24 protein-coding genes and 3 pseudogenes are annotated in these 22,926 nt (G+C 59.8%); 15 read left to right on the plus strand and 12 right to left on the minus strand.

Going from position 1 to position 22,926, the window contains the following annotated elements:
• Positions 1–3: 3 nt before the first annotated feature.
• On the minus strand, positions 4–237 hold the full coding sequence (locus ACM62R_RS03560) for a hypothetical protein (protein WP_415182689.1): 234 nt from the start codon (positions 235–237) through the stop codon (positions 4–6).
• Positions 238–274: 37 nt separating this feature from the next.
• Between ACM62R_RS03560 and ACM62R_RS03565 the strand changes: the two genes are divergently transcribed.
• From ACM62R_RS03565 to ACM62R_RS03590, 6 genes are all read left to right on the plus strand, one after another.
• Complete coding sequence (locus ACM62R_RS03565) at positions 275–517, plus strand: hypothetical protein (protein WP_415182690.1); 243 nt, start codon at positions 275–277, stop codon at positions 515–517.
• A gap of 22 nt (positions 518–539) precedes the next feature.
• The gene (gene folE / locus ACM62R_RS03570) at positions 540–1,262 is read left to right on the plus strand and encodes a GTP cyclohydrolase I (protein ID WP_415182691.1); all 723 of its coding nucleotides are present in this window, start codon (positions 540–542) and stop codon (positions 1,260–1,262) included.
• Between the two features lie 70 nt (positions 1,263–1,332).
• Positions 1,333–2,037 carry an RNA polymerase sigma factor gene (locus tag ACM62R_RS03575; RefSeq protein ID WP_415182692.1) on the plus strand — a complete coding sequence of 235 codons (705 nt, stop codon included), beginning with the start codon at positions 1,333–1,335 and terminating at the stop codon, positions 2,035–2,037.
• A gap of 66 nt (positions 2,038–2,103) precedes the next feature.
• A complete protein-coding gene (locus tag ACM62R_RS03580) occupies positions 2,104–3,624 on the plus strand; it encodes an FAD-dependent oxidoreductase (protein WP_415182693.1) in 1,521 nt (506 codons plus the stop codon).
• Positions 3,624–4,478, plus strand: coding sequence for a patatin-like phospholipase family protein (locus tag ACM62R_RS03585; RefSeq protein ID WP_415182694.1), 855 nt, complete (start codon positions 3,624–3,626; stop codon positions 4,476–4,478). The genes ACM62R_RS03580 and ACM62R_RS03585 overlap by 1 nt, the downstream gene beginning before the upstream one ends.
• Before the next feature lie 100 nt (positions 4,479–4,578).
• Positions 4,579–5,043, plus strand: coding sequence for a TlpA disulfide reductase family protein (locus ACM62R_RS03590; protein WP_415182695.1), 465 nt, complete (start codon positions 4,579–4,581; stop codon positions 5,041–5,043).
• 171 nt (positions 5,044–5,214) lie between these two features.
• Here the strand turns inward: ACM62R_RS03590 and ACM62R_RS03595 are convergent.
• A pseudogene (locus tag ACM62R_RS03595) lies at positions 5,215–5,416 on the minus strand (VOC family protein); the annotation flags it as partial.
• Positions 5,417–5,532: 116 nt separating this feature from the next.
• Here ACM62R_RS03595 and ACM62R_RS03600 point away from each other — a divergent pair.
• Positions 5,533–5,793, plus strand: a complete 261-nt coding sequence (locus tag ACM62R_RS03600) for a LysR family transcriptional regulator (protein WP_415182696.1) — start codon at positions 5,533–5,535, stop codon at positions 5,791–5,793.
• A 98-nt stretch (positions 5,794–5,891) separates the two neighbouring features.
• On the opposite strand, the pseudogene ACM62R_RS03605 reads toward ACM62R_RS03600, so the two are convergent.
• Positions 5,892–6,363, minus strand: a pseudogene (locus ACM62R_RS03605) (hypothetical protein); the annotation flags it as partial.
• Positions 6,364–6,849: 486 nt separating this feature from the next.
• On the opposite strand from ACM62R_RS03605, the pseudogene ACM62R_RS03610 reads away from it, so the two are divergent.
• A pseudogene (locus tag ACM62R_RS03610) lies at positions 6,850–7,244 on the plus strand (integrase core domain-containing protein); the annotation flags it as partial.
• A gap of 368 nt (positions 7,245–7,612) precedes the next feature.
• Here ACM62R_RS03610 and ACM62R_RS03615 read toward each other — a convergent pair.
• Entirely contained in the window at positions 7,613–7,819 is a 207-nt protein-coding gene (locus tag ACM62R_RS03615) for a hypothetical protein (protein WP_415182697.1), read from the minus strand.
• A 425-nt stretch (positions 7,820–8,244) separates the two neighbouring features.
• On the opposite strand from ACM62R_RS03615, the gene rpsB reads away from it, so the two are divergent.
• On the plus strand, positions 8,245–9,021 hold the full coding sequence (gene rpsB / locus ACM62R_RS03620) for a 30S ribosomal protein S2 (protein ID WP_415182698.1): 777 nt from the start codon (positions 8,245–8,247) through the stop codon (positions 9,019–9,021).
• 74 nt (positions 9,022–9,095) lie between these two features.
• Positions 9,096–9,974, plus strand: a complete 879-nt coding sequence (gene tsf / locus ACM62R_RS03625) for a translation elongation factor Ts (protein WP_415182699.1) — start codon at positions 9,096–9,098, stop codon at positions 9,972–9,974.
• Between the two features lie 331 nt (positions 9,975–10,305).
• On the opposite strand, the gene ACM62R_RS03630 is transcribed toward tsf, so the two are convergent.
• Positions 10,306–11,070 (minus strand): helix-turn-helix transcriptional regulator, encoded by a 765-nt coding sequence (locus ACM62R_RS03630; RefSeq protein ID WP_415182700.1) that lies wholly within the window; start codon positions 11,068–11,070, stop codon positions 10,306–10,308.
• 183 nt (positions 11,071–11,253) lie between these two features.
• Between ACM62R_RS03630 and ACM62R_RS03635 the strand changes: the two genes are divergently transcribed.
• Positions 11,254–12,432, plus strand: a complete 1,179-nt coding sequence (locus tag ACM62R_RS03635) for an NAD(P)/FAD-dependent oxidoreductase (protein WP_415182701.1) — start codon at positions 11,254–11,256, stop codon at positions 12,430–12,432.
• Positions 12,433–12,548: 116 nt separating this feature from the next.
• On the opposite strand, the gene ACM62R_RS03640 is transcribed toward ACM62R_RS03635, so the two are convergent.
• From ACM62R_RS03640 to ACM62R_RS03660, 5 genes are all read right to left on the minus strand, one after another.
• On the minus strand, positions 12,549–12,980 hold the full coding sequence (locus tag ACM62R_RS03640) for a TIGR01244 family sulfur transferase (RefSeq protein WP_415182702.1): 432 nt from the start codon (positions 12,978–12,980) through the stop codon (positions 12,549–12,551).
• A gap of 47 nt (positions 12,981–13,027) precedes the next feature.
• Entirely contained in the window at positions 13,028–13,891 is an 864-nt protein-coding gene (locus ACM62R_RS03645; RefSeq protein ID WP_415182735.1) for an MBL fold metallo-hydrolase, read from the minus strand.
• 114 nt (positions 13,892–14,005) lie between these two features.
• Positions 14,006–14,560: a thioredoxin family protein gene (locus ACM62R_RS03650; RefSeq protein WP_415182703.1), complete on the minus strand. Its 555-nt coding sequence runs from the start codon at positions 14,558–14,560 to the stop codon at positions 14,006–14,008.
• A 77-nt stretch (positions 14,561–14,637) separates the two neighbouring features.
• Positions 14,638–15,324 (minus strand): ribulose-phosphate 3-epimerase, encoded by a 687-nt coding sequence (gene rpe, locus ACM62R_RS03655; RefSeq protein ID WP_415182704.1) that lies wholly within the window; start codon positions 15,322–15,324, stop codon positions 14,638–14,640.
• Positions 15,325–15,586: 262 nt separating this feature from the next.
• Entirely contained in the window at positions 15,587–17,212 is a 1,626-nt protein-coding gene (locus ACM62R_RS03660; RefSeq protein WP_415182705.1) for an alpha-D-glucose phosphate-specific phosphoglucomutase, read from the minus strand.
• Between the two features lie 457 nt (positions 17,213–17,669).
• On the opposite strand from ACM62R_RS03660, the gene ACM62R_RS03665 reads away from it, so the two are divergent.
• Complete coding sequence (locus ACM62R_RS03665) at positions 17,670–18,059, plus strand: hypothetical protein (protein ID WP_415182706.1); 390 nt, start codon at positions 17,670–17,672, stop codon at positions 18,057–18,059.
• A gap of 7 nt (positions 18,060–18,066) precedes the next feature.
• Here the strand turns inward: ACM62R_RS03665 and iolB are convergent, their stop codons facing one another.
• Positions 18,067–18,882, minus strand: a complete 816-nt coding sequence (gene iolB, locus ACM62R_RS03670; RefSeq protein ID WP_415182707.1) for a 5-deoxy-glucuronate isomerase — start codon at positions 18,880–18,882, stop codon at positions 18,067–18,069.
• 9 nt (positions 18,883–18,891) lie between these two features.
• Positions 18,892–19,101 (minus strand): hypothetical protein, encoded by a 210-nt coding sequence (locus tag ACM62R_RS03675; RefSeq protein ID WP_415182708.1) that lies wholly within the window; start codon positions 19,099–19,101, stop codon positions 18,892–18,894.
• Between the two features lie 255 nt (positions 19,102–19,356).
• Here ACM62R_RS03675 and accB point away from each other — a divergent pair, with 255 nt between their 5' ends.
• The 3 genes from accB to ACM62R_RS03690 all read left to right on the plus strand — a co-directional run bounded on the left by accB (position 19,357) and on the right by ACM62R_RS03690 (position 22,835).
• Complete coding sequence (gene accB / locus ACM62R_RS03680; RefSeq protein ID WP_415182709.1) at positions 19,357–19,845, plus strand: acetyl-CoA carboxylase biotin carboxyl carrier protein; 489 nt, start codon at positions 19,357–19,359, stop codon at positions 19,843–19,845.
• Positions 19,846–19,852: 7 nt separating this feature from the next.
• Positions 19,853–21,205: an acetyl-CoA carboxylase biotin carboxylase subunit gene (gene accC, locus ACM62R_RS03685; protein ID WP_415182710.1), complete on the plus strand. Its 1,353-nt coding sequence runs from the start codon at positions 19,853–19,855 to the stop codon at positions 21,203–21,205.
• Between the two features lie 301 nt (positions 21,206–21,506).
• On the plus strand, positions 21,507–22,835 hold the full coding sequence (locus ACM62R_RS03690) for an aspartate aminotransferase family protein (protein ID WP_415182711.1): 1,329 nt from the start codon (positions 21,507–21,509) through the stop codon (positions 22,833–22,835).
• Positions 22,836–22,926 lie beyond the last annotated feature (91 nt).

Here is a 22,926-nt window from a genome sequence, read left to right on the forward strand (position 1 = left end):
GCATTAAAGATAAGGGTTCTTTTCAGGGATGCCACCTTCGTTTTGAAGATAGCCCCCGCACGGCGGCCCTGACTGCGTATCTGCATGCGGCAAACGCAGGATTTTTTTCATGACGTAGAAAAGATTTTCATCAAAAACCCACAAAAAAAGACGGAGAGTGGGAACACGGCGCGGTGTGCCTGCATCCAATGGGTAGAACAGGTGGAACAGGGCCAGATTGAAAGGCCAGAACGCCATCCGGTTTCGTCAAAGTCTTGCACGCGAGGAGGTCAGTTTGTCACCTACGGCTGTTCTGAAGCCCACTGCCGCGCGGCTGATGCGGCGTCGGTTTGACATCGGCGATGGCATTAATCCCGGTTACGGTGGCAGGGCTGTCCGCGTACTAATCGGGCTTTTGCAAGACGTTATCACCACCGCGACCGCAAATGTCTCAAAGGGTGGTGACAAGATCGCGTCGGACACTGCCGCCGCCAACGCCGAAAAGATCGCTGCCGTCCACGACAAATTCGCCTGTTGATGACGGAATAAAGGAATAAACCATGACCATTCATCCCCTCGCCACGCCTGCGTTTCCCAAGGTCCTCCCGCCAGCACCTTTGGTCTCTGGCCGCATCCGCGCCCGCCTGATCGACGCGGGCGTGCCCTTTAACGCCAATGACAACATCTCTGCCTCCCTGCGCGAGGGCGAGTTGGATGCGTTGCGCGATGAGGTGGCACAACAGATGCAGAGTGTGCTAAGTGCGCTGGTGATCGACACCGCCCATGATCACAACACCGCCGACACAGCCCGCCGGGTAGCGAAGATGTTCGTCGATGAGGTGTTTGCCGGACGCTACCGGCCAGCGCCCGCTGTCACCGCATTCCCCAATGTCTCGCAGTTGAACGAGTTGATGATCATCGGCCCCATCACGGTGCGCAGCGCCTGCTCGCACCACCTTTGCCCCATCATGGGCCGGGTCTGGATCGGCGTGCTTCCCAACGCGAAATCCGATCTGATCGGCCTGTCGAAATACGCCCGACTTTGCGACTGGATCATGAGTCGCCCGCAGATTCAGGAAGAAGCGGTGGTGATGCTGGCGGATGAGCTGGAGCGTCGCACCCACCCCGATGGCCTTGCCGTGGTGATGGAGGCTGACCATAATTGCATGCATTGGCGCGGCGTGAAGGACACGCAAGCGGTGATGACCAATTCCGTGATGCGCGGCGCATTTGAACAGGACGCCGACCTGCGGCGCGAATTTCTAAGCCTGATGAAACGCTGATGAGTCTGAAGGGGAGGTTGCTTTTCCCGCTTCCCACGTCAGACTTGGACCCAAGTACGGAGGATTGCCCATGTATGCGACTTCCCGCACCCTGCCACCATCCGCCCCGGTGCCAGAGGCCGATCTGATCGCCCGCGCTGTTGCAGGTGACAGTGCCGCTTTTGAGGTGCTGATGCGCCGCTACAACCAGTTGGTGTTCCGCACTGCCCGCTCGATCCTGCGTAGTGATGCCGAGGCTGAGGAGGCGGCACAGGAGGGCTGGCTGCATGCCTGGCGAGGGTTGGCCCGGTTTCGTGCCGAAAGCCGCCTATCGACCTGGCTTGTCCGCATCGTCTCGAACGAGGCGCTTGGCCGTCTGCGCCGCACATCCGCGCAGATCATTCCGCTGGAGGTTGCCATGCTTTCGCCCGACCCAAAGACCCAAGCAGCGCTGACCGAAGCGCCGTCCCGTGGCCCGGAACAACAGCTGCTGCGCGTCGAAATGCGCCGCCTGATGGAGGCGCGCATCGACCTCTTGCCCGATGTCTATCGCCCGGTCTTCGTGTTGCGGGCGGTCGAGGAGATGAGCGTCGAAGAGGTCTCTACGGCGCTGGATATCCCTCCAGCCACAGTGCGCAGCCGCTTTTTCCGCGCTCGCAACCTGCTGCGCAAAGGGCTGGCCCAAGAGATGGACACCTCTCTGGCCGAGGCCTTCAGTTTCGCGGGCGCACGCTGCGACCGCATTACCGCGAATGTTCTGGCCCGTGCAGCAGCAGAAGGGCTGAGCAAACTCTGAAACAATCGCGGGACAGGGCCCGAACACAGACCTTGGCCCGCGTCGATCCGTGAAAGGAGACTGGCCTTGACCACCCCATCCCAAAAGGACAACACCCCCGATCTGACCAAAGGCGTGACACTGGACGATTTCGGCACCAGCCGCATATTGCGCGGCTTTGTCGGCAAAAAGCAGGTTTTGCTGGTGCGTCTGGGTGACGAAGTGGTGGCTATCGGCAACCAATGCACCCATTACGGCGGGCGTCTGGACCGAGGTGCTATCGAGGGCGAGACGGTTCGCTGCCCGCTGCACCATGCGCTGTTCTCTCTGCGCACTGGTGAGGCCGTGGGTGCCCCTGCCTTTGATCCGGTGGCGGTTTGGCAGGTGGAGCGTCAGGGCAACCGCTATGTCGTGCGCGAAGAGATCCAGCCCCAGCCACAACCTGCGCAGGCCACTACAGCAGATCTGCCGCAGTGCATCGTTATCGTGGGCGGCGGCGCCGCTGGTTTTGCTGCAGCCGAGATGCTGCGCCGGCGTGGCTACGCGGGCAGTCTGGCCATATTCAGTGCGGACTCCTCGGTGCCCATCGATCGGCCGAACCTGTCGAAAGACTATCTTGCTGGCAGTGCAGAAGAAGCCTGGATGCCCTTGCGTCCCGAGAGTTGGTATCGGGAGGCAAAGATCGACCTTCACCTTGCCACCCCGGTCACGCGCATCGACACCGCCCGGCGTGAGGTGGTCACCGAAGGTGGCACGCGCCACGCCTATGACCGGCTGCTGATCGCCACCGGGGCCGAGCCCGTGCACCTGCCAATTCCGGGCGCCGATCTGCCGCATGTCTTTACCCTGCGCGCGATTGCGGACGCGCGGGCCATCATCACGCGGGCCGAATCCGCTAAAACCGCCGTTGTGCTGGGGTCGGGTTTCATCGGGCTGGAAACCGCCGCCGCGCTGACTAAACGCGGGCTGAAAGTGCATGTCGTCTCGCTGGATGCCCGCCCGTTGGAGCGCATTCTGGGGGCGGCGCTGGGCGACGCCATTCAGGCACGACATCAGGTTGCGGGGACGGTTTTTCATATGGGCAATTCGATTGCCGCCATCGCGGGCGGCAAGGTGGCGCTGAAAGACGGCACCGATCTGCCCGCCGATCTGGTGATTTTGGGTGTCGGTGTGCGCCCGCGGCTGGCACTGGCCGAAGCGGCAGGGCTGGTGCTGGATCATGGCGTGGTGGTGAATGACCGGCTGCAAACCTCGGCCCCCGGCGTCTATGCTGCGGGCGACATCGCGCGCTGGCCGTGGAAGGGCGTCGACGTGCGGATCGAGCATTGGGTGGTGGCCACCCGTCAGGGCCAGGTTGCCGCCGAGAACATGCTGGGGGCAGACAAGCCCTATGCCGACGTGCCGTTTTTCTGGAGCGCCCATCACGACCTGCGGTTGCAGTATGTTGGCCATGCCGAGGCCTGGGATGACGTCACCATTGACGGCGATATCGCCGGCCGGGATGCGATGGTCAGCTATGTCAAAGGGGGGCGCACGCTGGCGGTGGCCACTATCGGGCGACCACAAGCGGCACTGGCACAGGCGCGGGCAATGAAAGGGCCGGGCTGATGGCGCAGGCGGGGAAAACCGCCTTTGTCCTTGCCGGGGGCGGCAGTCTTGGCGCGGTTCAGGTCGGCATGTTGCACGCGCTGCTAATGGCGGGTGAGCGGCCAGATTTCCTTGTCGGCTCGTCCGTCGGAGCGCTGAATGCGGCCTGGTTCGCCGGCGCACCGGATCTGGCCGGGGTGGAACGGCTGGCCGAGGTCTGGGTGGGTTTGCGCCGCGCCGATCTTTTCCCGATGTCGCTGGCCAGACTGTTCGGAATTCTGCGCAGGCCGGACAGCATCGCTGATCCGCGCCCCCTTCGCCGACTTCTGGAAACCAACCTTGCCTTCGACCGGATTGAGGAAGCCCGTCTGCCGCTGCACATCATGGCGACCGATCAACAAGGCGCGGGGGTGCGGCTGTCCTCAGGTCCGGCGGTCGAGGCGATCCTGGCCAGTGCCGCCGTGCCTGGAATCTTTCCACCGGTTACTATCGGAGGGCAGGACCTGATGGATGGCGCAATTGCAGCGAACACGCCACTGCGCATTGCAGTCACCCTCGGCGCCAGCCGGATCATCGTCTTGCCAACCGGCTATGCCTGCGCGTTGAATGGGCCACCAAAGGGGGCAATTGCACGGATCCTGCATGCGATCACCTTGCTGATTTCGTGGCAGTTGATGCATGAGATCGCGACCATGCCCGACGGGATCGAGGTGCATCTTGCGCCCGCGCTCTGCCCGCTTGCGGTCTCGCCTTATGATTTCAGCGCAGCGCGGCAGCTGATCGCACGCGCGAAAGAGACCACGCAGGAATGGATCAACGGCGGCGGTCTGCAACGCCCAGCGCGCGCGCGCGACCTGTCGCCGCATCACCACTGATCTATCTCGCTGCCGGCTGGTGTCTGCAACACCAGCGCAGAGGCGGGAAGGATTGACCGGGCCGTAAAATCCGCGAAACTGCAGGAAAGGAGCAGCAACCATGGTGTCCGAACTTCACGCCAGCGAATGGCTGAACTCTGACAAGGCGCTGAGTCTGGCCGATTTTCACGGCCGGGTGCTGGTGGTCGAGGTGTTCCAGATGCTGTGCCCCGGCTGTGTCAGCTATGGGCTGCCGCAGGCGCTGCGCATTGTCCAGACCTTTGCCCGCGAAGATGTGGCGGTGATCGGCCTGCACTCGGTGTTTGAGCATCACGCGGCCATGACGCCGGTCAGTCTGCGAGCGTTCTTGCATGAATATCACATTACCTTTCCGGTGGCGGTGGATGCGCCCGGCACCGGAGCGATGCCGCGGACCATGGCCGCCTGGGGGCTGGAGGGTACGCCCACCCTGCTGCTGTTCGACCGCCAGGGACAGGTGCGGGCGCGCCATTTCGGCACCGTGCCGGACATGGGTCTGGGTGCCCAGATAATGTCGTTGGTGGCAGAGAGGGACGGGGCGCTGTGACGGACGGTTTCAGCGTAGCAGAGGTGCGCGTGGCCCGGATCGGCCAATTGGGGCCGAATGCAGTGCCCAGCGGCATCGACAAGCAGCCCGTCATTGCCCTGGCGCCCCCCCGCGGGATCGACGGCGACGAACGGGGCGATATGTGCCGCGACGCTCCCGTGCTGTCGGTCAGTCGAAAAAGGTCAGGTTGGTGCCCGGCGTCGCCTGTCCGTCAGCACAGAACAAGTGGTAGGCGCAAGTGGTAGGCGGACGTGTCGTCCTGATTAACGGTCTTCTTAACCAGCCGCAGGCCGAGCGTGTCGGTGTAGAGCCGCTTGTTCGTGGGGGCATCGGCAGTGATCGCCGTCAGGTGGTGAATTCCGGTAAGGTCCATGATGACCTCCTTTCGTTGCATAAGATATCGGCCCGATGGCGTTCGGAACCAGCGCTACAGTAGCGAATCCCGTGTTCTGTTATTGCGAACGATACCGTTCCTGATAGGCTCACCTCATGCGTTACACCTTGGATGAGATAGAGACTTTCCCTAGGGTAATGGAGCTTGGCGCCATCACCGCCGCCGCCGCCGCCGCGCGGGTGAACCTTTCGAAATCTGTCGTCAGCAAGCGAATTTCCGATCTGGAACCCACGCTCGGCGTGGCGCTCTTTCGCCGCAACGCGGGGCCTTATCACACCAACGGCATGGACCTGCACCGGTTTCATTCCGGTCAGGTGCACATGTTAGACGGCCCATTGTTCGAAGGCCACGGGTGATTTCGAGCCGAGGGCTAGTGCTTCCGGCGCGGGTTCTAGAAGCCATTGATGTATTCCATTGGCTGGCAATGGTTTGTTTGCAAACCATGAGAAGCAAAGAGGGCAACCTCGACCTCGCGGCGGGTTTGCCAGTTCCGCCGCCAGACCAGTTCGCCCTTCCATTGCGCAGCAATAGGTGAGAGGGAGCGGTTTGAAAAAGCTTTCAACCGTTGCCCGGCAGGCGATTTGGCAGGGCCAAATCTGCCAAGAGGGGGCGGAATTGTCATAACAATTCCCTTTCCCGCTCATCCGCTGCCCGACAGCGGATATTTACATCCGCGAAAGGGGAGACCTTGAACCCGTGTTTGCGCCGCAGCTTCTGATAGTCGTGGGCACAGTATTGCGATCCCATTGCCCGGCAACGATTTTCTTGAAAACCGTGAGAGGGGCGATCCGTGTGATGAATGCAGCCGGGTGGCGGCCTGCGGATCGCCCCTCTCGGCGATGCAAAACATCGCCTGCCGGGCAATGGATGGCCATGTTGAGGGCCAGCAAGGCCAGACCCTGCTTCATGCGGTTGCTGATGGCCCAACTGTTACCCGGAAGGGTTTTAAGTGCAAAACATGAGAGGGCGCTTCTGGTTCGGCCCGCTCGCGCTGAAGTCCTGCTGCAAGGGATTTGGCGCGATGTTGAAGGCGTGATCCCCCCTCTTGGGCAGAACCACCGCCGTGGGCGCGCACGGCCGGCGACCAGATGACACCAACGACCAGCTTCGAAGCGAAGGCCCCCTGCCAGGTCTGGTCGCGGGATATCACCTGGCTGCCCGGCCCGATTGCAGGCGCCTTCTTCTATCTCTATCTTATCCGCTGCCCGGCAATGGTTTGCATGCAAATCATGAAAGAGGGACATCTTCAGCCGCAAGATCGTCGGCTGGGAGGTCCACAATCGCGAGACAGCCGAGTTCGCTGCTCAGATGCTTGAAGGTGCCGTCTGGGCCGAGAAATGCGTCCCCAGCCCGCTTGTGCGGCATGCCGACAACGGTAGCCCCCCTCTCATGCATGCTGCGCATGCACTGCCGGGCAGCGAATGAAGGGTGCGACCATGAAAGTCACCATGGAGCGGCTCGGTGTCATCGCGTCCTTCGGCCGCCCGCGGGTGTCGAACGACAATCCGTTCTCGGAGGCACTGTTCCGGACCTGCAAATATGTGCCCCACTGGCCCACCCATGGCTTTGCAACCATCGACGAGGCGCGGGCTTGGGTCAGGGCTTTGTGCGATGGTATAACCTCGACCATCGTCACAGCGCGCTGCGCTTTGTCACGCCCGACGAGCACCACCGCGGCGAGGACCGATCTCTGCTTGTCAACCGCCACCGTGTCTACGAAACCGCCCGTGCTACACACCCCGAACGCTGGTCAGGCAAAACGCGCAACTGGCAGCCCGTCGGCTCAGTCTGGCTGAACCCCGAACGACCTGACACCGGGCGCAGAGGCCGTGGCACCACCGACGCGCTCTCCCAAGAAGCTGGTGCCCCCGGATCCATGATCGGTCCCGCCAAACGCGCGGCCTGAAAGGAACTCAAGCGACAACTGCTTTGACAAACACCGGTCTTGTGGATGGCGTAGATGTCGAGCACCAGATGCACATTGCGACGCGCGGGCACGGCCTTGTCGATCTGCTGCAGGAATTTCAGGAGCCTTTTCGCCCCCCTCTCGTGGTTTGCGGGCAAACTACTGCCGGGCAGCGGATGTCGCGGCCTGCAATCAAGGATTGTCTCCACGGGCAACGGTGGCACGCGCTAGGGCCGCGTCTTGTCGCGCTCAAGACCGCCACGCCCTCATCAAGATACAAGGCCTGCCATCGCCAGACCATGGGCTTTGATGTGCGCGCGCCGCATGATCTCAAAGATGCCATGACCATCCGACGTCACCAGCACGATCTCAGCCTGCCAGACAAGCTTGCGCGCAGTGTTGCGGTCGGCGATCAGAGCTTGAAGCTCGGCACGGTCGGCGGGGCAAGGATAAAGGCAGATGTCATCACGTCTCATATACCGAACAGGGCACAGCACAGAGCGCACGGGAATCTCCGTGTCAGGCGTGGAGCATGAGTTCAATTGGGATGCGGTTCGCATCACCATGATCAGAGGTCTGGAGGCTAGGAAACCATCGCAAAGCGGTGGCGACGTTAGCGCACCTCGTTCCATCGTGATCCGTGCAGATCCGAGGTTGGAGAGGGCAGCATACTTGCTCAACGGTTTCTTGCTGCGCGAAAATCCACTTATCCTGATGCCGCTTATTTTCGTAGGCCCCCTTTGTCAGGGATTTTCTCTTGCGTTTTGGTGGTGGCTGCGTTAATCGGCGCGCACTTCACAGGCGGGGTTGGGCTTTGGAGGGAGAAATCCTCGAAAGTCCGCCGGTTGGGCATTTGCCCTGAATACCCCGCTCAGGCGCAAACCGGAAAAGGAAATAGGATATGGCGCTTCCTGAATTCACGATGCGTCAGCTTTTGGAAGCTGGCGTTCACTATGGTCACCAGAAGGCCCGTTGGAACCCCCGCATGTCGGAGTTCATCTACGGCGACCGCAACGGTATCCACATCATCGACCTGACCCAGACCGTTCCGATGCTGGACACGGCGCTGCAACTGGTGCGCGACACCGTTGCCAAGGGTGGCCGCATCCTGTTTGTCGGGACCAAGCGTCAGGCGCAAAAAGCCGTGGCCGAGGCCGCAGAGCGTTGTGCACAATATTACATGAACCACCGCTGGCTGGGCGGCACGCTGACCAACTGGAAAACCGTTTCTCAGTCGATTTCACGGTTGAAGCAGCTTGACGAGGTGATGGCGCAAGGCGCCGAGGGCCTGACCAAGAAAGAGCGTCTGGGCATGGAGCGTGAACAGTCCAAGCTGCAAGCCAGCCTGGGTGGCATCCGCGAAATGGGCGGCCTGCCGGACCTGATCTTTGTCATCGACGTGAACAAGGAAGACCTCGCAATTCTGGAGGCTCAGAAGCTCGGAATTCCGGTTGTGGCCGTGGTTGATACCAACTGCTCGCCCAAGGGTGTGGACTATATCATCCCGGGTAACGATGATGCGGCCCGTTCGATCGCGCTTTACTGCGACCTGATCAGCCGTGCAGCACTTGACGGGATGAGCGCCCAGATGGGTGCCGCCGGTGTGGACCTTGGTGCATTGGAAGAAGCCCCGGTCGAAGAGACCGTTGCCGAAACCGAAGTCGCCGCCGAGGCCTGAGACCGCCACGGTCTGGAGTTTTTCGGGCGAGGGGAAACCCTCGCCTGACCCATTGATGAAGAGGAGAGCCAGTGATGGCCATCACCGCAAGCATGGTGAAAGAACTGCGCGAATCGACCGGCGCAGGCATGATGGACGCAAAACGCGCCTTGACCGAGACCGATGGCGACATGGAAGCTGCGGTTGATTGGCTGCGCACCAAGGGTTTGGCAAAAGCCGCCAAGAAATCGGGCCGGATCGCGGCAGAGGGCCTTGTCGGCGTTGCCGTCAGCGACGGCGTGGGTGTCGCCGTCGAGCTGAATTCGGAAACCGATTTCGTGGCGAAGAACACCGACTTTCAGAAGATGGTCGCGGGGATCACCAACGCCGCGCTGAACGTCGCGGATATCGAGGCCCTGAAAGCCGCCGATCTGGGCGGCAAGCCCGTCGAGACAGTTATTTCAGAAGCAATCGCCGTAATTGGTGAAAACATGACCCTGCGCCGCATGGTTCGTGTGACCGGTGACAGCGTCGTGTCTTATGTCCACAATGCCGCCGCGCCGGACATGGGCAAAATCGGCGTTCTGGTGGGTCTGAAAGGTGCCGATAACGGTATCGGCAGGCAGATCGCGATGCATATCGCCGCAACCTCGCCGGCCTCGCTTGGCGAAGCTGACCTTGATCCGGCGTTGATCGAACGCGAAAAGGCCGTTCTGACCGAGCAGGCGCGCGAATCCGGTAAACCTGATGCGGTGATCGAAAAGATGATCGTGGGCCGGATGGCGAAATTCTTTGAAGAAGTGACCTTGCTGGGGCAGAAATTTGTTGTGAACCCCGACATCACCGTTGCACAAGCCGCCAAAGAGGCCGGCGTCGAGATCGTGGGTTTCGTGCGCGTTGCCGTGGGTGAGGGCATCGAAAAGAAAGAGGAAGACTTCGCCGCCGAAGTCGCCAAGACGCTGCAGGGCGCCTGATCTCAATCAGATCTTCTTAAACCGCCGGCCTCATGGGGCCGGCGGTTTTCTTTGTTCTGATGAAGGCTTGACGGGGCAGGGGGCTGCGACCTGTAACGCCACCTTTCGTATGGGCGCTGCGCAGCGAACCCATGCCCTGAAAAAGGCTGACCTTGCTGGGCGAAAATACCCCCAACAAGGTCAGATCCGGTCTCCCGGCAAAGAGAAGGAACGCCAAAAATACCACGGCGGCTTACCCTTCTCTTGTTCCTGGCCGAAGCCACCACTCTTGGAACAACACTATAAACGCCATTTGGCGCAGGCAAGGAAAGTCTGGAAAACCCGACCGTATCTAGTGTAAGGGCGCGCCGGCAACGCTGATAAAAATCTGGTTCTGTACGCTGGCTTTCAGCACGGCCTGGGCGGTTGTGTCGACATCCAGCGCTTCGCGGGCCAGCCGCAGGTGCTTTTCCACCGTTGCGGGGGTCAGCCCCATGATGGTGGCAATGTCGGCTGTTGTTTTGCCATCCCCAACCCATTCCAACACTTCCCGCTGACGCGAGGTAAGCGGGCGGCGTGCAGTGGCAAGCGGCATTGAGGATATTCGCAGATGGGTCATCGTATTGAATACCATCAGTTCACGGCCATGGCGTTCCCAGATCACATCGACATCGTGTTGACGTAAGGATTCGCTGGCGGCCAACCCGATGGCACCTTTTGCCCGCACGGAAACATCTCGAAATGAAATGGAGTACCCGGCACGGATTCCGTGGCGCAGGTTGAATTCCAGAACCTTGAGCTCGGCCTCGTTCAGCTTACCGGCCCGTGCCTGTTCGTCCACCCAACGCCATGAGGCGGCACCTTCATGGGTTGCCGCCCATCGCACCATCGGGGCATCATGGAACATTCCGCCCCGAATGAATGTATCAAGATAACTCTCGCTATGGTTTGACAAAACGACGGTGTCTTCAAGATTGCCAAAGCTGTTGGGGGTCCGAAACTGGGTAAAGCCGTATAGTAGGCGGTCAAAGCCATATTCAGCCATCTTGTCGCAATGCAGCGCCCAGATTTCCTGAATCGTTGGCGCCTCCAACAACCGTTCCAAATGCGTTAGCATGATCCCCCCACAGGCGGTCAAGGATAACCCTTAAAACAAATTTCGCATCCTGATGGACGCTACAATAAACTAATCCTTGGCAAAGAAATCGCATGTGTTTCGCATCGTGTCGAGTCGCATCAATACGGCTTTATCTTTTTATTGCACCTGTTACGTTTCGCGCACAGGAATCGGAGAATTGAGATGCGAAGCGGCTATGATGTTGTGGTGATCGGTGGCGCGGTGATGGGCGCCTCTGCGGCCTATTGGCTGACAAAGATGGACCCGTCCTTGAAGGTGCTGGTGGTTGAGCGTGACCCGAGCTATGCGCAGGCCGCGACAGCACTTTCTGTCGCATCGGTCCGTTTACAGTTTTCCAACCCGGTTAACGTTAAGATCAGCCTTTTCGGACTTGATTTCATACGGAATTTTGCAAATTATGTTCCGCAGGGCGGCGTTCCGGATCTGGGCTTGAAGGAAAACGGTTATCTATTTCTGACCGATAATGCCGCCGCCGCAGAACAGATGGAAACGCTGGCGGCAATGCAGCGAGGGCTTGGCGCCCAAACATGCGTTCTTGACCCCGCCAAGCTGGCAAAACAATTCCCCTGGATGAACCTTGACGACGTGGTGGCGGGGTCTTTCGGCCCCTCGGGCGAGGGCTGGTTTGACAATATGGGCTTGCTTGGGGGGTTGCGTAGTCAGGCCCGCGCGCAGGGGGCTGAATTTGTGGCCGATACCGTCACCGGGCTTACCCGAGACGGCGGGCGCGTGACACATGTGCATCTGGCATCGGGCGCAAGCATCGAGGCCAGCGCCGTGATCAATGCCGCCGGGACGAGAGGGGCCGAGATCATGCGTTTTGTGGGTGAAGATTTACCCGTAGAGCCCAGAAAAAGAACGGTTTTTGTGATTGACGCTCCAAATGCGCGCCACCCGGACGCACCGCTTTTGATAGATTACACCGGCTATTACATGCGTCCCGAACACGATCAGTGGATTACCGCAACCGTGCCGGCCGCTGACGGCCCTTGTGCTGTTGACGACTTTGAACCTGACCACCACCTGTTTGAAGAAGAAATCTGGCCCGCGCTTTATAATCGCGCGTTGGGGTTTGACGCGGTCAAGGTAACGCGTATGTGGGTTGGGCAATATGACTACTGTACGCTGGACCAGAACGCGATTCTGGGCCGCCATCCGGTGTTTGAAAACCTCTATATGTGCAATGGTTTTTCGGGCCACGGGCTGCAGCAGGCACCGGCCATCGGGCGCGGCCTGGCCGAGCAGATCCTGACGGGCGATTGGGTCAGTATAGATCTGTCGCAATTTGGGATGGAACGCGTGCTGGAAAATCGGCCGTTTGCCGAGGCTGCCATCGTCTGACGATCAATCTGGCGTCCTTTGCGCCGCGCAAAACGCGATTGCGCGTAGTGGCCCCCGGGTTTTGTGCCAAAACCCCGGGGGCTGCGGCATGACCAACGGGCGCCCGGTGCGGATGGTCAGACCCGATCGGCCGCATGGGCCTCAAGCAAGGGCAGAAGGTCGCGATGGTCATAACCCACATTGGCACTGGCACGGATGATCTGATCCAAGGGCATCTTGCCCGCCTGCCACATGGCCCACAAATGCGAGCAGCGCGTACCGGACCGGCAATAGGCAAAAACCGGGCCCGACAGCTCGGCCATGGCGGTCTCAAAGCTGGTGACCAGATCCGGCGTCATCCGGCCCGGATGATAGGGCAGGTAGCGATACGTCAGACCTGCACGCTCGGCGGCGGCCTGCATCGCGGCGCTGTCCAGCACGCCATCAACCTCTTGATCGGGGCGGTTGTTCAGGATTGTCTTGAATCCCATTTCAGCCAATGCCGGAATATCTTCGGGGGCGATCTGCGGGCCGACCGCAAATTCCGGCGTGATCTGCCGCACGTCCATAGGTTTCTCCCTCTGGGGCGCATGGGTGATACGCCGGATCTGCTGAATCAAAGCCCGTTCACCGGCACCTTGAGGTAGGTCTTGCCGTTGTCTTCGGCGGGCGGCATCTGGCCTGCGCGCATGTTGACTTGCAATGACGGAATGATCAAGCGTGGCATTGCCAATGTGGCATCGCGCGCCTGCCGCATGGCCACGAATTTCGCTGCGGTCGTTGCGCCGCCAACATGGATGTTTCGTGCCTTTTCTTCGCCAACGGTAGTTTCCCAGGCATAGCTATCGCGCCCCGGTGCCAGGTAGTCATGGGCAACAAAGATGCGGGTGGTATCCGGCAAGGTAAAGATTTTCTGGATCGAGGCAAACAGCGCCTCGGCCGAGCCGCCCGGAAAATCACACCGCGCGGTGCCAAAATCAGGCATGAACAGCGTATCGCCCACAAAGGCCGCCTCCCCGATGACATAGGTCAGGCAGGCGGGGGTGTGGCCCGGTGTGTGCAATACCCGGCCCGAAAGCGCCCCGATTTCAAAGCGGTCGCCCTCGACAAACAACTGATCGAACTGTGATCCATCGCGCTGAAACTCGGATCCCTCATTGAATATCTTGCCGAACGTGTTCTGGACCACGGTAATCTGATCGCCAATACCAATCTTGCCGCCGAGGTGCTCTTGCAGATAGGGCGCGGCGGAAAGGTGATCGGCGTGGACATGCGTTTCAAGGATCCATTCAACCGTCAGCCCGGCATCCTTTATATAGGCAATCACCGCATCCGCCGAGGCAGTATCGGTGCGCCCCGAGGCATAGTCGAAATTCAAGACAGAATCGACAATGGCGCAAGCCGGGCTACCGGGGTCCTTGACCAGATAGGTCACGGTAAATGTTGCTTTGTCGAAAAAGGCTTTTACGTCAGGTTTCAACATCGGCTCCTCCGGATCATGGGGGTTATATAGGGTCACGGGCAGTCATAACAACGATGGGTTGCGATCTGCCCCCGACCCGAACCGAAAGTCATCTGATAGATTGGCGCGGTTTCAGCCCGTTTTCCACTTGATCGAACACCCCATAGAGGGGGTCTGGTCTGACGGCCCCAGACCGGTTTTCGCAATCATCACCATCGCCTCATATAGTTCACGGCGCGCATCCTTTGCGGCGGCGCTGCGGGTCGAGGCGTCAAGCCGGCCGCGGTATTGCAGGTGCCCCGCGGCGTTGAACCCAAAGAAGTCTGGCGTGCATTCCGCCCCATAAGCCTTTGCTACCGCTTGAGTTTCGTCATAAAGGTAGGGAAACGGAAAGGCCCGCTCACGCGCCAGCTCCGCCATATTCTCAAAGCTGTCATCGCGATAGGCCCGCGCGTCATTGGCCGAAATTGCCACCACACCCACGCCAACTGCCTGCAAATCGGCCCCATCGCGCAGGATACGGTCAAGGATGGATTGCACATAGGGGCAGTGATTGCAGATAAACATTACCAGTGTGCCGCGGGGGCCGGCCACATCCTTGTAACGCCAGATGCGGCCATCGGTACCAAGAAGCGAGAAATCTGGGGCAGGGCGCCCGAAATCGCAAACGGGGGGGCTGACAGCCATTGAAACCTCCTGTTCATGCGCTGATCTGTACGCCGTTCTTTGCGTCCGGATCAGCTAATCCAAGGGTGCAGGGCTTGCTACAGTGCGGCTTTGGCTGCGGCCCTTATGGCGCGGATGTTGGCCCCATAAGGGGCGGGGTTCGCGACCGAACCGCCCTTGAAAACCGCAGAGCCCGCAACCAGCACATCCGCGCCTGCGGCCACAACCAAAGGCGCGGTTTCGGGTGTAACGCCGCCGTCAATCTCGATATGGATCGGCCTGTCGCCAATCATCGCACGCAGCTTCCTGACCTTATCGATCTGGCTATGAATGAACTTTTGCCCACCGAATCCGGGGTTTACTGTCATCACGCAAATCAGGTCAACCATATCGAGCAGGTAATCAACGTCTTCGATTCCAGTGCCGGGATTGATCGCCAAACCCGCCTTGGCCCCGGCGCCGCGAATGGCTTGCAAGCTGCGGTGAATATGGGGGCCGGCCTCAAGATGGGCCGAGATCACATCAGCGCCGGCGGCTGCGAAAGCCTCGATATAAGGGTCGACCGGGGCGATCATCAGATGCACATCCATGACACCCTTGATGTGGGGCCGGATTGCAGCACACATCGCCGGGCCGAAGGTAATATTGGGCACGAAATGCCCGTCCATCACGTCTACATGCACCCAGTCGCAGCCCTGTGCCTCAATCGCCTCGCACTCTTGGCCGAAGTTGGCGAAATCCGCAGACAGGATGGAGGGTGCGATCTTGATTTTACGGTCGAACATGTTTTTGGCCTCCGGGGTTGGCTGTCGAATAGAGCGTTGCAAAGGGACACGGGTGCGCGTGGCTTGCCCCTTAGTCCAACATTGCGGCACATGGCGCAAGGTGGTGGTGTGCCTCAATCAAAACGGTGCAGTCATAGGAAATTCAGCAAGGCTGTGTATTTTGTGGTAGAAAGCGTGCTCGGGGTTAACCTATATTTTACATAATACTGATTATCGGACTTTTGCCATGGCGCAAATGGCCGCCCCCAGAGTCCCCAAAATCTTATGTGACGACATCGGGCCCGCTTCGCCCGGTTCGGGCCCGCAGACCAACCAGCGCATCGCTGGCCGCGATAATCGGTGCCAATGCGGTCTGTGGGTTCTCGTGCAGGCCGCCGGGCCCGGCAACATACCTTTCAAGGTAAAGCCGTAGCGTTGCGCCTTCGGTGCCGGTGCCCGACAAACGCAGCACGATGCGGCTGCCACCGTCAAACTGGATCCGGACGCCTTGATGGCCTGAAACGGAACCATCGACCGGGTCCGTATAAGAAAACTCATCGGCCGCCGTAATGGTAAGCCCGTTCACAACCTGACCGGGAAGATCTGCCAGGCGGTCGCACAGATCTGACAGTATCGCATTGGCCTGATCGACCGGCAGCGCCTCATAATCGTGACGCGAATAGTAGTTGCGCCCAAAGCGCGCCCAATGGTCGGCCAGAATTTGTGCAACCGACTGACCGCGCCGCGCGATGATGTTCAGCCACATCAGCACGGCCCACAGACCGTCTTTTTCGCGCACATGGTCAGATCCGGTGCCGAAACTTTCTTCGCCGCAGAGCGTGACCTGCCCCGCATCCAGAAGGTTTCCAAAGAACTTCCAGCCGGTCGGGGTTTCATGGCAGGCAATGCCAAGCGTCTGTGCAACCCGGTCCACCGCCATCGAGGTAGGCATTGAACGCGCCACCCCCTTTAGTCCGGCGTTATAACCGGGGCAAAGATGCGCGTTGGCGGCCAGCACCGCCAGGCCATCGGACGGGCTGACATAGACCCCCGCGCCAAGGATCATGTTGCGGTCGCCGTCGCCATCCGACGCGGCGCCAAAATCGGGCGCGTCATCGCCCATCATGATTGCCATCAATTCGTGTGCCCAGGTCGGGTTCGGGTCCGGGTGCATCCCGCCAAAATCCGGCAGCGGCGTTTCATGCATGACCGAGCCTGCGGCCGCGCCCAGACGGCGCTCGAATATTTCAACCGCATAAGGCCCGGTGATCGCGTTCATACTGTCAATCCGCACGCGAAAACCTGCCTTAAAAAGGTCTCGCAACGCGTTGAAATCGAATAATTCTTCTATAAGGTCAGCATAAAGCGCGACCGGGTCCACCACCTCGACCCGCATATCCCCGAAACTGATCTCCCCGATTCGGCCCAGGTCTATATCGGGCAGATCCGCCTTGGCGTAACTGGTCAGGGCCACAGCGCGCGCAAAGATTGCGTCGGTTACTGTCTCGGGGGCCGGGCCACCGTTTGCAATGTTGTATTTGACGCCAAAATCCTCGTCCGGGCCACCGGGGTTATGGCTGGCCGACAGGATCAGCCCGCCATCTGCGCCCCGCGACCGGATCAGGTTCGAGGCGGCCGGCGTGGAGAGCCATGCGCCCTGCCCCACAATCACCCGTGCAGCGTGGTTTGCGGCCGCCATTTTCAGAATCACCTGCGCGGCCTCAGCCCCGTAAAACCGCCCGTCACCGCCCAAAACCAAAGTCTTGCCCCGCACGCCGCCGATAGCATCAAAAGTTGCCTGAACAAAATTCTCCAGATAATCCGGCTGCATGAAAACCCTTGTTTTCTTGCGCAAACCAGAGGTTCCGGGTTTTTGCCCCGCGAACGGCTTGGTGGCGTGACGGGTCATGTTTCCTCCGCAAGGGCCCCGATCGGACCCGCTGATAACAAAAAAGGCTAGGCCGCACTGCGGCCAACCGTAGTTTCGCCCCTTATTGCCGCGAGGCTACGGTGAGTGTCCAGCACTGCGCCGGGTGCGACGTAGCGAAAGCCTGCCTGAGAGGCCCTGATCTGGCAAAAACCAGCCCGGTATCGACCTTTTTCATGGTGACTTGATCGCGCGGGTTTCAAAATCCCGGATTATTGTTTCCAAAAACCGCTCAATGCCAGGGGGCCATCAAAACCTTATCGGCATTGCTAACAGTTTATAAAATCGCTTGTTTCAATAAATTGTTGCCGTTAAACCCAAGCGGGAAAATTAAGCAAGATACACACCAGAGACGATAGGTTGCACAGCCAGAAATGAATACAAAGATCATATTCCAGCAGGCGCGAACCCGTCGGCTTATTCGTCAGCATATAAGACAATGAAAAAGGTTTCATACGCATCCCCCGATGCCGGGCGTTTTGCGTCGCGTTTACTGATCGGTCGTCGAATTTTGCTGATAGAGTCCACCCATGAATTGCCCGCCGCGCTGCGCGGCATTGCGGGCGCTTTGCTAAGTGTTTCCACGTTCCGTTTAATGACGTTGGAGACGTTATACCGGACGCAGCCGGATGTAATTCTAGCCCCTCTGCTCAGCGATGGCTTCGATATTATTGATGTGGGGACAAGATTGTTGGAATTTGGTTGCGATGTTCCATTGCGGGCGTTCTGCGGCCCGGTGCCAAACCGGACGCTTGTCCGGCGCGAGGTATTGCAGGCCTGCGATGGGTTGGATTTCGACCTGTTGGAAGTCGGGCCCTTGCGCAACTGATCCGGGCTCAGGCCTGCGCGGTGTCACGCTGGTAAATCCAGTCGTGATCGGGGTGATTGGCAAATCGCCATTTGCGCAAAGGGCCGGCCATGACGTTCAGATAATACATCTCATAGCCGTAAGGCACGCCGCAGGGGTGGTGCCCCTTTGGAACCAGCACCACATCGTGGTTTTTGACGGCCATGGTTTCGTCCAGACTGCCATCCTCGGTAAAAACCCGCTGGATGCCGTAGCCTTGTGGTGGGTTCAGGCGGTGGTAATAGCTTTCCTCCAGATAAGTCATGCGGGGGAAATCATCTTCGTCATGCCGGTGCGGCGGATAGCTTGACCAGTTGCCGGAGGGGGTGAAGACCTCGGTCACCAACAGGCTGTCGGCGTAATCTTCGTTTTCCATGGCGATATTGTTGATGTGGCGCAGGTTGGCGCCCTGCCCCCGGTCCGTCAGGGCAATGCCGTCGGGGCCGATCCGGCGGGCTTTGTGGCCGCCCTGCCCCGGTGCGCTGCACACGGCCAGCGTCAGCGGCGTGGTGGCAGTGGCGCGCCATTCGCTGTCATTGGGCACATAAAGACAATGCGGTGGGGTCTTTTCAAAGACGTCCAGCCGGTCGCCCAATTCGCCCCAGTCCTGCCCGGCAGCCTGCACATCTGCCCGCCCCTCGACCAACACCAGGATCACCTCTCGCGCGCCGGTGACGTCGTTAACCGTTTCGCCCGGGTTCAGACGGTAAAGATCAAACCCCACATACCCCCACCCCGCACTTTGCGGCGTTATGTTGTGGACCTTGCCGTGGGTGCCCCGGGGGCGGATATGAAGGCGGCTCATGCGTTGCTCCTAGTGGATATCGGTCAAAAAGAGGCGCTTGAACATAAAGCCGCCGATGATCGTCAGCCCCGCACCAGGATAGACCCAGCCCGTGGCAAAAAACATGGCCCCCGCCAGCAGCGGCACCGCCACCGCCACCAGGCGCACCGCAATCGGGCGAAATATCGGGTGTTGCGGGTCAATCCACATCAGGTTTTGCCTTTCGTTTAGCTCTTCCATGATCTTCAACACGGGCAAGAGCGCAACGCAACCCTTCGGCAGGCCCACCGATCCATTCCTTGGCGCAGACGCTTGGTTTTGCATCCGGTGGCAAAGCACCCCAACGTCGCACACCCGAACCGTCAGCGCCGCAGATGAAAAGCGCAAAACCAATGGCTTTCCACGCCCGCCGGGCTGTCGTATAAACACCCTACAATGGCAACGCCCGTGCCGGACGGGTGGCAACAACCCAAAAACAGACCCTTCGAGGACGGCATGACCAAAAACAACCATGAAAACGATGTGGCCTTCATACAGGCGCTGGCTGAGCTTTTGAACAAGAATGACCTGACCGAACTGTCTGTAATGCGCGAATATGGCGAAGATGACAGTCTGGAAGTGCGCGTGGTCAAGCAGGCAACAATCGTCGCCCCGGCGCCTGCCAGCTATGCTGCGGCACCCGTTTCCACGGCTGCGCCCGCACCGGGTGCCCCCATCGCCGCCGAGCCTTCTGCAGACCCGGCCAACCATCCGGGGGCGGTTCCCTCGCCAATGGTCGGAACGGCCTATCTGGCGGCCGAACCGGGCACGGAACCCTTTGTCGCGATAGGCGCGGCAGTCAAGGAAGGTCAGACCCTGCTGATCATCGAGGCCATGAAGACGATGAACCACATTCCGGCGCCCAAATCCGGCACCGTCAAACGCATCCTTGTGGATGATGGCACGCCGGTAGAATACGGCACGCCGTTGATGATCGTCGAGTGAGGGCGCAATGTTTGACAAGATCCTGATCGCCAACCGCGGCGAAATCGCGCTGCGTGTCATCCGGGCCTGCCGTGAAATGGGGATCGCATCGGTCGCCGTCCACTCAACCGCCGATACCGACGCGATGCATGTGCGCATGGCTGACGAATCAATCTGTATCGGGCCGAACTCTTCATCCGAAAGCTATCTGTCGATCCCCGCTATCGTGGCCGCCTGTGAAATCAGCGGGGCGCAGGCGATTCATCCGGGCTACGGTTTCTTGTCTGAAAACGCAAATTTCGTGCAGGTGCTGGAAGACCACGGCATAGTCTTTATCGGCCCCTCTTCCGACCATATCCGGATCATGGGCGACAAGATCACCGCCAAGGACACCATGCGAAAACTGGGCGTACCTTGTGTACCCGGCTCGGACGGGGGCGTGGGCGACGTTGCCGAGGCCAAACGCGTTGCCGCCGAAATCGGTTATCCGATCATCATCAAGGCAACGGCAGGTGGTGGTGGGCGCGGCATGAAAGTGGCGCGCGACGAAAGCGAACTGGAGGTGGCCTTTCGCACCGCACGGTCGGAATCAAAAGCCGCCTTCGGCAATGACGAGGTCTATATGGAGAAATATCTCCAACGGCCGCGCCATATCGAAATTCAGGTCTTTGGCGATGGTAAGGGCCGCGCCGTGCATCTGGGGGAGCGCGACTGTTCCCTGCAGCGCCGCCACCAGAAAGTGTTCGAAGAGGCCCCCGGCCCCGTCATCACCCCCGAACAGCGCACCCGTATCGGCAAGGTCTGCGCCGATGCCGTGGCCAAGATCAATTACATCGGCGCGGGCACGATCGAGTTTTTGTTCGAGGACGGAGAGTTTTATTTCATCGAAATGAACACCCGCCTTCAGGTCGAACATCCCGTTACCGAAGCAATCTTCGGGGTCGATCTGGTGCGCGAACAGATCCGTGTTGCCGCCGGCCTGCCGATGGATTTTCATCAGGAAGATCTGACCATTCGGGGCCACGCCATCGAGGTGCGGATCAACGCCGAAAAATTGCCAAACTTTTCGCCCTGCCCCGGACGGATTTCTCAGTATCACGCCCCCGGCGGGCTTGGTGTGCGGATGGATAGCGCGCTCTATGATGGCTATACGATCCCGCCCTATTACGACAGCCTGATCGGCAAGCTGATTGTCTATGGCCGCGACCGCGACGAGGCGCTTGCCCGGTTGAAACGCGCTTTGGGCGAATTGATTGTGGACGGGGTAGACACCACGGTGCCGCTCTTCAGTGCGCTATTGGCAGAACCTGATATCCAATCGGGAAACTACTCTATTCACTGGCTTGAAAAATGGCTGGCGGCAAAATTCGGTCAGGTATAACCGCGCGGCCTTTTGGCTGATGCACCCGATGAGCGCGGCCGGCTTGAACCCCGGCCGCGTTTGGGTTTGGCCCTATGTCGCCCCAACCCTTCCAGTAAAGCCCGAACCCGTCCAATAAAAGGCCACCCGACAGGGCCTTGGGTCAGGGGCGGTGCTTATCCCTTTCGCAATAGCTCTGTGCGATGGCACGTTCAGATTGACTGGACCACTGCCTCTGATAGGCTTGTTGCGACCGGTTGGTCGAACCACCCTTTCCCGGCGCCCGTATCGGGTGCGCCGGGTGATCCTTATGGAGAACCTCATGGCGCTTGACCGTACGACTACGCCAAATGACCTGGCCGCTTTTTGGATGCCGTTCACCGCAAACCGGCAGTTCAAGAAGAACCCGCGGATGTTCGTGGGCGCAAAGGACATGCATTATACCACCGCCGATGGCCGTCAGGTGCTGGATGGCACCGCCGGGCTGTGGTGCTGCAACGCAGGTCACTGCCGCCCCAAAATCACCGAGGCAATCCAGAAACAGGCCGCCACGCTGGACTATGCCCCCGCCTTTCAGATGGGCCACCCGTCCGCCTTTGAGCTGGCCAACCGTCTGGTCGATATCGCGCCCAAGGGGATCGAGCATGTATTTTACGCCAACTCGGGGTCCGAGGCGGTGGAAACCGCGCTCAAGCTGGCGATCGCCTATCACCGCGCGCGCGGTGAGGGGGCGCGCACCCGTCTGATTGGCCGCGAACGTGGCTATCACGGGGTCAACTTTGGCGGTATCTCGGTGGGGGGGATCGTCTCTAACCGCAAGGTCTTTGGCACGCTTCTGGGCGGGGTCGACCACATGCCGCATACCCATCTGCCGGGCGAGAACGCCTTTTCCAAAGGCCAGCCGGAACATGGCGCGCATCTGGCCGATGAATTGGAACGGATCGTGACGTTGCACGGTGCGGAAACCATCGCCGCCGTGATCGTCGAGCCGATGGCCGGGTCCACCGGCGTGTTGCTGCCACCGAAAGGGTATCTTGATAAGCTGCGTGCAATCACCAAAAAGCACGGCATCCTGTTGATTTTCGATGAGGTGATTACCGGTTTTGGCCGCCTTGGCAGCGCCTTTGCCGCGCAACACTACGGTGTGCTGCCGGACATGATGACCACCGCCAAAGGGTTGACCAATGGTGTCATTCCAATGGGCGCAGTGCTGACCACCGCCGAGGTCCACGACGCGTTCATGCAGGGCCCCGAACATATGATCGAGCTCTTTCACGGCTATACCTATTCGGGTAACCCGATCGCCTCGGCGGCCGGTATCGCCTCGCTTGAGACCTATAAGGAAGAGGGTCTGTTTGAACGCGCGGCGGAATTGGCCCCCTACTGGCAAGAGGCGCTGCATTCCCTGCGCGGCACCCACCATGTCATCGACATCCGCAACGAAGGGCTGATTGGCGCGGTAGAACTGGAGCCGATCGCCGGAGAGCCGACAAAGCGGGCGTTTTCTGCCTTTCTCAAGGCGTATGAAAAGGGAATCCTGATCCGCACCACCGGTGACATCATCGCCATGAGCCCGCCGCTGATCATCTCGAAAGCCGAGATTGATGAGCTGATCGGCAAGTTGAAAGAGGTGCTGGACGTATTGGAATGATTGGCGAACCCCGGAGAAGGCGCCGGGGTTTATCAACGACCTGCAAAATGGTCATTTCCCTGTCTTTCGCCTCACTGCCAGGGCTATCGCA

Source organism: Phaeovulum sp. (genome assembly GCF_047638075.1).
GTDB lineage: Bacteria > Pseudomonadota > Alphaproteobacteria > Rhodobacterales > Rhodobacteraceae > UBA6197.